This is a genomic window from Yersinia artesiana, assembly GCF_902726545.1.
GTDB classification, from domain to species: domain Bacteria; phylum Pseudomonadota; class Gammaproteobacteria; order Enterobacterales; family Enterobacteriaceae; genus Yersinia; species Yersinia artesiana.
In genome coordinates this window covers 29,347-42,219 of record NZ_CACVAD010000011.1, presented here as the reverse complement: position 1 = coordinate 42,219, position 12,873 = coordinate 29,347, and the positions used below count along the sequence as shown (strand labels likewise).

Here is a 12,873-nt window from a genome sequence, read left to right as displayed (position 1 = left end):
AATCATTGGTTCACCGTAATGTTTTTGGCTACTGCTTCGGTCAAATAAGTGCGTTATAGAATCTGACGAACCTTATCCATGGTGATAGTGCCTGCCAGACCGAGATCCAATTTAGAACCATCACTACCACGGGTGACACCGTTGACAATGGCATAGCTCAATGGTGTGGCAACCACTTGTGCCCCCCCATTGGTGGCACTGATAGTGACGGTATAAGCGCCATCCGGTGCATTGCCGCCCGCTTCCAGCGAACCATCCCAGGTAAAGGCATGTACGCCCGCCGTCAGGCCACCAATCTCAATGGTACGTACCGCCAAACCATTGCTATCGGTGATAGTGGCAGTCACTTTGTCTGCGGCACGCTCCAGCTCAACACCAAATGGTGTGGTCGTCACAACGCCATCTTTGCTGCCGGCCAACACATTGGTTCCCGGCACCATCACACCGCGACCAATCAGGCTGCTGGCTTGCAGGGATTGGCTGCTATCAATTTGGCCGGAAATAGAACCCAACGTGGTATTCAACTTTTCAATGCCGCTCACGGTGTTGATCTGCGCTAATTGCGTAGTCAACTCGTTGTTTTGCATTGGGTTGGTCGGGTCCTGATTTTTTAACTGCGCCACCAGTAAGGTCAGAAAGCTGTTTTGCAGATCCTGACTGGTGCTGCCGGTGGTCGAACTGGTACCGGTGGTGCTGGTGATACCGTAATCGCTATCGGTCAGGGAATTGGTAATGGCCATTTATGCGGGCTCCTGTTATTGACCCAGTGTCAGCGTTTTGAGCATCAAGGATTTGGTCGTATTCAATACTTCAACGTTGGCTTGATAGCTGCGTGAAGCTGAAATGGTGTTCACCATCTCGCCGGTCACATCAACGTTTGGCATACGAACATATCCCTTGGCATCAGCCAGCGGGTTGCCGGGTTGAAAAACCAAACGATCCGGTGCCGGATCATCGATTATCTGAGCCACACGCACGCCGCCCGTTTCTTGCCCCGGTTGAGCCGCTACCTGAAATACCACTTGCTTGGCGCGGTAAGGTTGACCATCCGGGCCGGTTACGCTGTCGGCGTTCGCCATGTTACTGGCGCTCACGTTCAGTCGCTGCGACTGGGCTGATAATGCTGAACCGGCAATATCAAAAATATTCAGTAAAGACATCCGTCTTATCCTTGTTGTAACACTGACATCATCCCTTTAATCTGACCGCCAAGAACGGTCAAATCGGTCTGATATTTCAGGCTATTATCGGCAAAATTGGTACGTTCACGGTCCATATCCACCGTGTTACCATCCATTGATGGCTGATCCGGGACACGGAATAATAAGTCCAGGTCAGGTGGCTGAACTGTACTTGCCGGGATATGACGGGCTGACGTCAAACTGAGCGACACCCCGGTACCGCTGGCACGTCCTTGCTCCATCACTTTTTTCAGTTGGCTGGAGAAATCAATATCACGCGCCTGAAAGCCGGGTGTATCCGCATTAGCAATATTGGACGACAGGATCTCCTGTCGTTGCGCACGCAAATTAAGCGCCTCTTGTTGAAAACGCAGAGCACCGTCCAGTTTGTCGAGCATAGTCCCCCCGCAAGGTTAGAATTTGGAGTCGACAGCATAAACGCCGTACAGGGAAGCCTATCGTCAGAATAAGGGCAAAATGCGTTGCTATTTGTTCCCTTAACCTCAGCGAGGTACAGGTACACTAGTGTGCAAGAGGGCAGCAGTGTGTGAAAAGACAGCCCCTGGCGTTACCGGGTTGTGTAAACGAAGAGAGGATTGATGGCAATGAACAGAAATGGCGTCATAACATGTGCATTGGGGGTGCTGTTGCTAAGTCAAGCCGCCACTCATCAGGCGATGGCGGCAGATTTATCAGCGCAGGTGAATCAATTCTTCCAACAGCACTATCCGGATAAAGAGAGCCAGGTTAACGTGGTGATTAAAACCCCGCAGAACCAGTGGCCACAATGTGATATGCCGGAAATCACGCTACCGGCTAATGCCCGCCCATGGGGCAATATCAGTCTGTCAGTACGTTGTGATGGCGTGCGGCGTTTTATTCAGACGCAAGTACAGGTCAGTGGTCATTATGCCGTGGCTGCCCGTCAACTGGCCGCAGGTGCAAAAATCACACCACAAGATATCGACATGAAAAAAGGTCGGCTCGATACCCTGCCTCCCGGCGCGTTATTGGAACCCAATTTTGCTCAAGGTGCAGTCAGTTTACGGCAAATCAATGCCGGCCAGCCGCTGACACGCAATATGTTGCGCCGCCTGTGGATAGTCAAAGCTGGGCAAGATGTGCAGGTCTTGGCACAAGGTGAAGGGTTTAATGTTAATAGTAACGGTAAAGCAATGAATAATGCGGCTATTCAAGATAATGTACGTGTGCGCATGGCATCAGGCCAAATCGTCAGTGGCACTGTGGCCGACGATGGCACCGTACGTATTCTGTTATAGTTATTAAAGTTTTTTTAACCTGTGCCGATAACTCTTATATGCAGTTATTTGCGGGTAAAAAGTGACAATCCCGCCATTCTTTTACTGAAAGATAAAAGTCTCGCGGGTCGATAAACGTCAATCCCGCTATAAAGGGAGCAACAGAACATGAGTATTGATCGCACTCAGCCGCTATTACCGGTTACACAAGTGCAGCCACGGGAAACCAGTGATATTGCGCAACAGACGCGTAAACCTTCCGCTCAATCAAAAACACCGGTAAGCGGTACTGAGGTTAAATTGAGTGATGCGCAGGCAAAACTGATGCAACCGGGCAGTCAGGACATCAATGTAGAACGTGTCGAAACATTAAAACAGGCGATCCGTTCAGGCCAACTGACCATGGACACCGGTAAAATTGCCGATGCCTTGCTCAAAAATGTCGCCGATGACCTGAAGAATAGCTAAACGTAAAAATCGTTAACTGTAAAATTATTAACCGTAAAAGGATAGGTGGTGGTGGAAAGATTACAAACCAATCTGGACCAGCAACTGGAACTGCTTGAATCCCTGAAAACCGTAGTAGCACAAGAGCAGCAACTGCTGTGCTCCGGCCGGATTCAAGGTATCGTGCTGCAAGGCGTCACTGAACAAAAAAGTTCAATTTTGGCGACCTTGGCTTATCTGGATCAGACCCGGCTCACCACCGAAAAAGCCACCAATATTCAAGCGCCCTACAGCAGCATCACTGCGCTGGCGGAGCGCTGGCAGCGTATTTTGGAACTGGCCGAAAGCCTGCGCTACGGCAACCTGCATAACGGGCTTTTGCTGCAACAGCATATCGAGCATAACACTCAAGCTCTGGCGGTTTTGAATACACGTCACGGCCAATCCCTCTACGGGCCAGATGGTCACTCCAAAGGAGCCAGTTTACTGGGCCGCAAGATTGGTATTTAGCACTATTGCGGCTGCGCACAGAGGGGATACGCCTGTGACACCGATGTCCCCTGCAATGCACCGCTAGCCATATTCATAGCGACAAATACTGTGCTGGTCTTTTTAGTCCAATAATTGCCTGCTGGCCAGTTAGCACTATCATAGTTAGTCAAATTCCCCCACTCTCCCCATAAAGTGCCGTCTGGCGATCGCGAGCCATTGGTGGCGCGCGACGACTCAATCAGCGTGACTAAATCACCAAGCTGCTGGCACTCTCTACTTGCCGCTAAACTTTCCATCGGTGAACTGCTCTCTAAGGAGACCCACAAATTAGGTTTGAATTGATAGGTTGCCGTATAAGTCGGGAATTTTTTACTTTTGGCGCTCACAGTGACGGTGTTGCCATAAGTTTTATAGGTAATCTTGACCTTACCCTGACTATCAACCGGCACATTGCCCGCAAAGGATGACGTCCATTCATACTGAGTATTATTCGTCACATTATTATTCATTACCAACTGGAACGTAGCATTACTAAAGATGGTTTTCGGGAAACTTGTATCTGTGGCGAATTGCTCACCGTTCACCTGAATACCGGTTATCTGCGGTACTGGATACAGAGTGATTTTTTCCTGTAACGAGCTAAATGGCACCCCACCCACCTGTGGCGTGATATCGACATCTCCAACATTATTCCCCACCACACTGGCGGTATAGTTATCAGTATTTTCAGTGAACGCACTGATAGTGACAGGCGTACCACTTTGCATAAATTCAAGATCTGTTAGCCCACTGATAAACTCATTATTTTTATTACGCGGAACAAACGTCAGTTGCGACTGCATGGAGCCATCGGCAACAATATCAGCTGTGGAAACGTTAAAACTGGATTTTGTGGCATCTGGCGGCAGCATGGCGAACTGCACATCAACGCCAGACTGTTGCCCTTCAGTGTCTAACGTGACCACTGACACACCAGCAGAGGTATTAGTTAATGCAATGCTTATCATACCTTGCGCATCGGTTTTTTCCGTGACTTTACTGGGAAGCGCACCATTACTGGTGGTTACCACCCCCTCTTGCCCGACAACCGGCGCACCATCACTATCCGTCACCGTAAATGCCACCGTGATGGCGGCGCTGCCATCAGCAAGCGCACCATCATTAGTCACCTTCGAGGTGATATTAAACTGAGGTTGCTGCACAATAACGGTCAATGTTGAGGGATTAGAGCTATTGCCGCGGTTATCGATGGCCGTGGCGCTGAGGGTATAGGTGTTGACCGCCGGTTCATTCACGTCGGTTGTCCCGACAGTCCGGCTCGCTGCCGCGATACGTCTATAAGGTGGCAATACCACATTGTACTGTGTGGCACTGACGGGTATTAATTTACCGCCGGCCGCAACCCATTGCGCATCATCCCAGAGAATGCGTTGCAGGGCAGATTTAGACTGTATTTGTGCACCAACGGAAAAGACCTGCCCCGGCAAACCGGAAAGCACCGCGGGGGAGAAGGCTAATTTGAACGTATTCTGTTTTTGGTATTCCAGAACAATATTCGGATTGCGTTCAACCAGATTATAACGGCTCTCGGCCAGTAACCGGGTTCCGGCCACCACTGCGGGGCTAAACTGCGAACGGAAACTTTCTCCCAGTCGATAATCCATTTGTAAGTTCCATTGTGTTTCATGTTTCCGACTTTTTCCCATTCGTTGATCAACGCCGAGGGTAATGAAAGGGATCGGCGTATAAATAAGCCCTGCGGTCACCGCATAAGGGTTATTTTGCAGGTTATCTTTGCCAAATAAAGCCACCCGCTCACCACGGTATTGCTCATATTTTAACTTCCCACCCAACTGAGGAAGTGTAGGTAGATACGCTTTGGCGTGAATATCACCTCCGCTTGCCGGGCGCTCATTATAGTCAACGAAATCACGAGATTGATGCCACCCATTGAGACGAAAATAACCATTAGCCGATAACTGTAAATAATCAGTCCAGGCTTCTGCACCCACGCCAAGACGATGATTGTGCCCGGTCATATCATTGTCATAGAAAGTGTTAAAACCATACATCCAATTTTGTTGGAAAGTACGCACCCCAGCACCGATATTAAGGGTATTGCGGCTGTCTTTATTTCTTATACCCAACTGACTAAAAAAGATATATGAAGCAGAGTCATACCAAGGCAACAGCCAGTCGAGAGAACTTTCTTTGAGGGAGAATTTTTTGTCAAAATTAACATTGACTTGCGTCGTCCCGAACCTATTTAACCAATGCTTTATTTCCTGATTTGCCGCGTCATTTACCATTGATCTGGTAATATTAGATGCATTACCCGACGCCGCCAGACTGGTTCCGGCATTGATCATCTTATTGATGGTTTCATTGTGGTCAGCAGGATTATCTAACTCGTCTGAATTAAAATAATGTTGCTGTGAGCCCCCAGAGGTAAATGTGCCCAATATTAAACCAGCCGATAATATTAACCTGGCAATAATTTTAGTCACAGTTAGCGTATTAAAAAATGAATACATTAATGCACTCCTTTGGCATGAGCTAACGCAGCAATATTTACTTAAAGAGTTACGATAATAAACAGTAATAAAAAAGAATCCACAGCCGATTTCACAAGCAGCAATAATAGAGTAGCAGAATTTACACAATGCAAATTAAAATATTAAAAAAATACCAATGGAATTATTGAAAGATAATTATAAGATGGCATGATAATATTCAATAATTAATTTAATCATTGAAGTATATTTATGCTAAATATATAGACCCTGAGTTTTATTATCAAAATAGCTTATCTTCGATTCATAAAATAGATTCTCTACATTTTTCACAATGCATTAATCTGATGCGACTAAGCAATCGTCGGCTTAGTTTAAAGGAGGCTATATGAAAAAACAGAGCGTACTTTTGAGTTTGATTTTTTGCGGTGTGATGGCGATGTCAGTACATTCAACGGCGCAGGCAAAAGAGCGAAGCAGCATGATGTTGCTTCCAGTGTGTTGCGCCTTCACTTATCCATTTTGGATTCAGCGATAATTGACGATGACCTGGTTATTAATCACTTGCAGTGGCGGATTGACCCGCCCTTTTCCTGCGATAAAGTAGATAAACGTCAGTTGAGTCGCAGCCGCCTCTCCGGCCAATCCGCGACTCAGGCCGCTCCCCCCCTCAAGGGGCATACAGCGGGTTGGCGTACATAATTTAACTTGTAAACCATCTGGTGCTGCCGACATTAATTGGTAGCGCCAACTTACCGAGACAATTCGCGCGTTCTCTTGCGCCAGTGCAACCGGTGATTGCAGCGGCTTGGCTGAGATTGCCACACCGCGCACACTTTGCGTAATGCCAATATCGTCTGCCACCCAAGAGCCTGAAGCCATGGCATTTAATGGCAATATTCCGATTGAAAATAAACCCACCAAAACTCTGCGGGAAAGACAAGTCAGCATCAGGCAGCTCCTATGGTTGAGGTCATACGGATTTGGCGATTGTCGCCAATCTCCAGATTAGACAGCACCACCATCTGCGGCAGGCTGCGGCGCAAGAAGCGGGCTAATAATGCCCGCAGTGCGTGGTTAACCAACAACACCGGCGGAGCGCCCAGCATCTCTTGGCGTTGCAGTGCTTGTTTGGATTGTTCCAACAGGCGGTCAGCCAGCCCCGGTTCCAGGCCGCTGCCACCTTGCAGTGCCTGTAATAACAAGCGCTCCAAGGCCGCATCCAGCCCAATAACTTGAATTTCGCCAGTACCGGGGAACCACTGTTGGGCAATTGAGCGACCCAGCGCAACACGTACCACTGCGGTTAACTCATATGGGTCGGTTTGATTGGGTGCATGTTCAGCAAGTGTTTCAATAATGGTGCGCATATCACGAATGGAGACTCGCTCCATTAACAGGTTTTGCAGCACCTTATGCAGCGTGGTTAAGGTCACTACACCGGGAATGAAGTCCTCGGTCAGCTTCGGCATTTCTTGTGAAACCCTATCCAACAGTTGTTGGGTTTCCTGACGGCCGAACAATTCACTCGCATATTGACTGATCAGATGATTTAAATGCGTGGCGACGACCGTACTGGCCTCAACCACGGTAAACCCTTGAATTTGTGCTTGTTCACGTAATGCACTTTCAATCCATACCGCAGCCAAACCAAAGGCTGGATCCTGTGTGGCTTCGCCGGGCAATGTCCCCACCGCGTTACCTGGATTGATCGCCAGCCAGCGGCCTGGATGGGCTTCGCCGCTGCCAATCTCGACCCCTTTCATCAAAATCCGATAACTCGCAGGCGGGAGTTCCAGATTATCCCTGATATGAACTACCGGCGGCAGATAGCCCATTTCCTGAGCAAACTTTTTGCGGATACTGCGAATACGCCCGAGCAACTCACCATTTTGCTGGAAATCGACCATCGGGATTAGGCGGTAACCGACTTCCATCCCCAGAGGATCTTCCAGTTGCACATCTGACCAGGTGGCTTCAGACGCTTGCTGCTGATCCTGTACAACCGGCGTTTCAGCCGCCGCAGGCTGCTGTGATTGCTTACCGCGCAAACGCCAGGCTAATGCCAGCAATGCTGCCGTAAATAATAGAAACACAAAGTTAGGCATACCGGGCACCATACCCAGTAAACCCAGCACGGCAGCACTCAACACCATCACCCGTGGGTTGTTGAACAACTGGGTGACCATTTGCTGGCCTACATCCTGATCCGTGCTCACTCGGGTAACAATAACACCCGCGGCGGTGGAGATAACCAATGCCGGGATTTGCGCAACCAAACCATCACCAATGGTCAACAGCGTATAGGTTTCGGCAGCATGACCCACGGCCATGTTGTGCTGAAGCACCCCCACTAACAGGCCGCCGACCACGTTAATGACCATGATCAGTAACCCGGCGACCGCATCACCCCGAACAAACTTACTGGCCCCGTCCATTGAACCGTAGAAGTCCGCTTCTTGTGTCACATCTGAGCGGCGCTTTTTCGCTTCGTCTTCACCAATCAAACCGGCGTTTAAGTCGGCGTCGATAGCCATCTGTTTACCGGGCATACCATCAAGAACAAAACGTGCGCCAACTTCGGCAATACGCCCTGCCCCTTTGGTGATGACCATAAAGTTGATGATAACCAAAATAACAAAGACCACGATACCGATGGCGAAGTTACCGCCCACCAGGAAATGACCAAATGCTTCAACCACTCGGCCCGCAGCTGCGGCACCGGTGTGTCCATCCATCAAAATGATACGGGTAGAAGCCACGTTTAGGGATAAACGCAATAAAGTGGAGAACAACAGAATGGTCGGGAATGCCGCAAAATCCAAAGTGCGCTGAGTAAACATCGCAACCAGCAATACCATGATGGACAGCGCGATGTTGAAGGTAAACAGCAAATCAAGGACGAAAGGCGGCAGTGGCAGCACCATCATCGACAAGATCATGAGGATTAAGATAGGGCCAGCCAGAATTTGCCACTGCGTATCTTTGAAATTGCCCGGTAAACGAAGCAGGGCGGCCAAATTAGCCATTAGTCAGTCTCACTCTCTTCTGTTGCAAAATCCAGCCCTTCCGGTACCGGCAGATGTTCAGGTTTTTTCGGGATTAGCCCACCTTCCCGCTTCCAACGTTTCAGCTGATACACCCAGGCAAGGACTTCCGCTACCGCCGCATAAAGGGTGGCAGGAATATGTTGCCCCACTTCGCTGTGCCGGAATAATGCCCTGGCCAACGGCGGAGCTTCTAATAAAGGAATGCGATGTTCAGCGCCCAATTCACGAATGCGCAGTGCCACGGCTCCCGCCCCTTTCGCCAATACTTTTGGCGCACTCATTTTGGCTTCGTTGTATTGCAACGCGACAGCATAGTGAGTCGGGTTAGTCACTATCACATCCGCTTTGTGCACATCAGCCATCATTCGTCGGCGGGCCATAGCCCGTTGCTGCTGGCGGATACGCCCTTTCACATGAGGATCACCTTCTTGATCCTTGAACTCATCACGTATTTCCTGTTTGGTCATACGTAACTTTTTAATATGGCTGGTTATTTGGAAAAACACATCGAACCCGACCATAGGGGTCAGGCCCAGAACCACCACAAGCCCACAGAAAATAATCAGGTGGAGCGCGTCACCTAAGGCGGCTACCGGCGGTGCGGCCATTAACCGCATCATATCGGGCCAGTTATGCCAGAGAAATATGCCGGTAACCCAACCCACCAGTGTCGCTTTCAAGATGGCTTTCAGCAGCTCCGCCAGCGCCTGTGAGGAAAACATCCGCTTTAAACCGGCAATCGGACTCATTCGCTTGAGGTCAAATTTGATCGATTCGCCGCTAAACAGTACGCCGCCCAGTAACATCGGTACCGCCATTGCTACGATGACCAATCCGGCAAAAATAGGTATCAGCGCTATCAGCGTTTGTCTAAGCAACATGCCAATTTGACGCAGCATTTGCTTATCATCACTGATAAGAGCGTGATCAAAATGTAACCCTTGGGAAATCATGGCGGCCAGTTGTCGCGCCATCGATTCCCCTGAAACCCAGAGAATAGCCAAACCAGCCCCGAGCATCAGCATCGAGGTCAGTTCGCGTGAACGCGGGATCTGGCCTTTTTCGCGAGCCTTCTCCAGCTTATGGGCTGTGGGTTCCTCGCTTTTGTCCGCATCGCTATCTTCAGCCACAGCAATGGCTTCCGTTAACGTAAATGTTCCTGTTCAGCGTAAGCGTTCCCATCCAAGAGAAAATTAATATGCGTAGCATGACAAACATTTAGTTAGCCTATGGCTGGAACAACGCTGCAATTAGGGGGTTATTTCTCGGATGAGTGCACTCCATTGGCATGGATTGAGCTGGAATGGATTGATGAGTAGAACAGACCTTGCACGTCAAATGCCCACATAGCCAAGGTCGTGATGAGATGAAAAAATGACTCTGCATCTGTTATTAAATTAATTGAGCGTTTAAAACGCACCTGTTGAGGAAATAGACAGATTGAGTGCTATATAAACAGTTTTGACTGCTGTTGTTCCTGCACCTCTGAATAGTATTTATCCAAATAAGAGTAAAATGACAACCATCATATTAAAGGGAAATTAAAATGAAACGATTTGACGTTACTTATGATACTTTGAACAATAAACGAAAAAACATCTCAATAATAAAATCTGCTCACATCCTTGTCATAAGAATGCATCCTGATACAGATTTTTCCAAAATGATGCTCAATGCTATCAATGATAGTGATATAAAATATAAGGTTATATTTAAGGTTATCAGTGCCAATACCTATGTCATCAGCATAGATGCCCCAGCAGATAGAGTAAGTGATCTCAAGAAAATCATCGCGGGTAATAAAGCAGTCAGGTTTGCCGGCTATGGATTTAAAACAGAAAAAAATAAAGAACCGATTATTTATACTGAGAATATATTTGTTCAATTCAATGATAATTTATCCGAATCTGAATGTGAAAAAATAATATGTGAATGCAATCTCACTATTAAGAATAAAATAGCATTTCTTAACAATGCTTACTTTACCTCAACACAAAAATATACCGGTGAAAATACTTTTGCTATTGCGGAAAATATTCTAAATCGAAAAGATATTAAGCATTGCTATCCTGAATTAATTTATCACAAAGAACACAAGACCATTCATCCTAATCAGTGGCATTTAAAGAAAACCATAGTGCGCCATGAAGTTGAGGTGGACGCCAGCGCCAACGTCGAAAACGCGCATAAAATTACCTTAGGAAAAGGCACGACTATCGCCGTCATTGATGACGGTTTCGATATGGGTCACCCGGAGTTTAGTCGTGAAGGAAAAATCGTTCATCCTTGTAACCTGTCTGGCGTAAACACCGATGATGATCCCACACCGGGAAAATATGATACTCACGGTACCCCCTGTGCAGGGGTGGCTTGTGCCGATGGTCGCTATGGTGCCTCTGGTGTAGCACCTGAAGCTAATCTTATGCCAATACGTCAGGCGGGGGGTTTAGGTTCATTAGACGAAGCTCTCGCCTTCGTGTGGGCGACAGATAATGGAGCCGATGTTATCTCTTGCAGTTGGGGGCCAAAAGGGAGTCTGTCGGCTAACTCAGATGATTCTCAACATGACGCTGTGGCCGCACTGCCAGCACTGACCCGCATGGCCATTGATTATGCGGTAAAGAAAGGACGCAAAGGTAAGGGGTGCGTGATCTTTTTTGCCGCCGGTAACAGCAATGAATCTGTCGAAAAGGATGGTTACGCCAGCTACGAACCGGTTATTGCTGTTGCTGCTTGTAATGACCGAAGTATCCGCTCCGTTTACAGCAATTATGGTAAATCACTTTGGTGTGCTTTCCCTAGTGATGACTCCGCAGACCCCCTGTTTAACCACCCTGCTCCTCTAACACCGGGTATCTGGACCACCGACCTGCGTCGTGAATATGGTGATAATCCGGGGAGCAGCACTGCTATAGGGGATATTTTTGGTAATTACATTAATAATTTTGGTGGGACGTCCAGCGCCTGTCCCGGTGCTGCCGGTGTTGCTGCATTGATTATTTCAGTCAACCCCTCTCTGAACTATCAGGAGGTCAAAGATATCATTCGTGACAGCTGTGACAAAATAGATGAAAAGAATGGAGACTATGATGAAAATGGTCACAGTGAATGGTATGGACACGGGCGAGTCAATGCGGGCAAAGCCGTGTCGTTAGCCCAAAAATTGTATCAGGAAATGGTGGAGGGCCATAAATAAAGGAGGCGCAGAGAAATACCGCTTAACCAGCGGTCATGCAGATGAGGAAACGGCCTCATCTGCACCCGAAACATTTTCTGCCGCTTAGAAGCCCAGGCTATCTAACAGATCATCAACCTGATCCTGGCTCGCAATGACGCCAGCGCCATTTTTATCCAATTGCGGCCCATTGAGTAAACTGTCAGTCGGTTTCTGCGGTTTTGACGGCATATCAGGAATGTTCTCCATCAATACCATTAATAACTGTTTCTCAATCTCTTGCACCACATCCATCATACGCTTGATGACCTGACCGGTCAGATCTTGGAAATCCTGTGCCATCATGATTTCCAATAATTGCGCATTGGTGAATGAGGTATGTTGTGGCACTACATCCAGATATTCACGGGTATCAGTGACCAGAGAACGGGCATCTGACAGTTCGATTGGGTTCTCAAACCATTCATCCCAACGAACTTTTAGCGCTTTTGCTGATGACTCAAGCTCATTCTGACGCGGCTGTGCTGCTTCAACACAGTTCAAGGCTCTTTCCGCCGCCTGCGCGGTCATATGAACCACATAGTCCAGCCGGTCGCGGGCATCAGGAATGGCTTCTGCCGCCTGAGCAATTGCCTGATCAAGACCCAACTCACGCAAACTGTCGCGTAACATCCGCGTCAGTTGACCAATACGACTGATTATATCACTGGCTGATGCCGCATCTGTTGCGGGCATTTGATGGTTACTCATCTCGCC

Annotated in this window: 13 protein-coding genes; 5 read left to right on the top strand and 8 right to left on the bottom strand. The window is 48.3% G+C overall.

Annotated features, from left to right (window positions below; genetic code table 11):
- Window positions 1-53 precede the first annotated feature (53 nt).
- The 3 genes from flgD to flgB are packed head-to-tail and all read right to left on the bottom strand — an operon-like array spanning window position 54 to window position 1,579.
- The gene (gene flgD / locus HU019_RS05140) at window positions 54-740 is read right to left on the bottom strand and encodes a flagellar hook assembly protein FlgD (protein WP_174849221.1); all 687 of its coding nucleotides are present in this window, start codon (window positions 738-740) and stop codon (window positions 54-56) included.
- 15 nt (window positions 741-755) lie between these two features.
- Window positions 756-1,160: a flagellar basal body rod protein FlgC gene (gene flgC / locus HU019_RS05135; RefSeq protein WP_005168794.1), complete on the bottom strand. Its 405-nt coding sequence runs from the start codon at window positions 1,158-1,160 to the stop codon at window positions 756-758.
- Between the two features lie 5 nt (window positions 1,161-1,165).
- Window positions 1,166-1,579, bottom strand: a complete 414-nt coding sequence (gene flgB, locus HU019_RS05130; RefSeq protein WP_005160463.1) for a flagellar basal body rod protein FlgB — start codon at window positions 1,577-1,579, stop codon at window positions 1,166-1,168.
- 201 nt (window positions 1,580-1,780) lie between these two features.
- Between flgB and flgA the strand changes: the two genes are divergently transcribed.
- The 3 genes from flgA (at window position 1,781) to HU019_RS05115 (ending at window position 3,397) form a co-directional block, all read left to right on the top strand.
- A complete protein-coding gene (gene flgA, locus HU019_RS05125) occupies window positions 1,781-2,461 on the top strand; it encodes a flagellar basal body P-ring formation chaperone FlgA (RefSeq protein WP_174849222.1) in 681 nt (226 codons plus the stop codon).
- Window positions 2,462-2,608: 147 nt separating this feature from the next.
- On the top strand, window positions 2,609-2,908 hold the full coding sequence (gene flgM / locus HU019_RS05120) for a flagellar biosynthesis anti-sigma factor FlgM (RefSeq protein ID WP_019080852.1): 300 nt from the start codon (window positions 2,609-2,611) through the stop codon (window positions 2,906-2,908).
- 48 nt (window positions 2,909-2,956) lie between these two features.
- Complete coding sequence (locus HU019_RS05115; RefSeq protein ID WP_174849223.1) at window positions 2,957-3,397, top strand: flagella synthesis protein FlgN; 441 nt, start codon at window positions 2,957-2,959, stop codon at window positions 3,395-3,397.
- Between the two features lie 2 nt (window positions 3,398-3,399).
- On the opposite strand, the gene inv is transcribed toward HU019_RS05115, so the two are convergent.
- Complete coding sequence (inv, locus tag HU019_RS05110) at window positions 3,400-5,913, bottom strand: inverse autotransporter invasin Inv (RefSeq protein WP_174849224.1); 2,514 nt, start codon at window positions 5,911-5,913, stop codon at window positions 3,400-3,402.
- Window positions 5,914-6,280: 367 nt separating this feature from the next.
- On the opposite strand from inv, the gene HU019_RS05105 reads away from it, so the two are divergent.
- Window positions 6,281-6,430 (top strand): hypothetical protein, encoded by a 150-nt coding sequence (locus tag HU019_RS05105; RefSeq protein WP_174849225.1) that lies wholly within the window; start codon window positions 6,281-6,283, stop codon window positions 6,428-6,430.
- Here HU019_RS05105 and HU019_RS05100 read toward each other — a convergent pair.
- From HU019_RS05100 to flhB, 3 genes are read right to left on the bottom strand one after another with little or no spacing between them, the layout of a single operon-like run.
- On the bottom strand, window positions 6,421-6,843 hold the full coding sequence (locus HU019_RS05100; RefSeq protein ID WP_174849226.1) for a flagellar protein FlhE: 423 nt from the start codon (window positions 6,841-6,843) through the stop codon (window positions 6,421-6,423). The genes HU019_RS05105 and HU019_RS05100 overlap by 10 nt on opposite strands.
- Window positions 6,843-8,921, bottom strand: coding sequence for a flagellar biosynthesis protein FlhA (gene flhA / locus HU019_RS05095; protein ID WP_050075360.1), 2,079 nt, complete (start codon window positions 8,919-8,921; stop codon window positions 6,843-6,845). The genes HU019_RS05100 and flhA overlap by 1 nt, the downstream gene beginning before the upstream one ends.
- A complete protein-coding gene (gene flhB / locus HU019_RS05090) occupies window positions 8,921-10,072 on the bottom strand; it encodes a flagellar biosynthesis protein FlhB (protein ID WP_174849227.1) in 1,152 nt (383 codons plus the stop codon). The genes flhA and flhB overlap by 1 nt, the downstream gene beginning before the upstream one ends.
- A gap of 416 nt (window positions 10,073-10,488) precedes the next feature.
- On the opposite strand from flhB, the gene hreP reads away from it, so the two are divergent.
- The gene (gene hreP, locus HU019_RS05085) at window positions 10,489-12,138 is read left to right on the top strand and encodes a subtilisin/kexin-like serine protease HreP (RefSeq protein ID WP_227739391.1); all 1,650 of its coding nucleotides are present in this window, start codon (window positions 10,489-10,491) and stop codon (window positions 12,136-12,138) included.
- An 84-nt stretch (window positions 12,139-12,222) separates the two neighbouring features.
- Here the strand turns inward: hreP and cheZ are convergent, their stop codons facing one another.
- On the bottom strand, window positions 12,223-12,867 hold the full coding sequence (cheZ, locus tag HU019_RS05080; RefSeq protein ID WP_005164477.1) for a protein phosphatase CheZ: 645 nt from the start codon (window positions 12,865-12,867) through the stop codon (window positions 12,223-12,225).
- Between the last annotated feature and the right edge of the window lie 6 nt (window positions 12,868-12,873).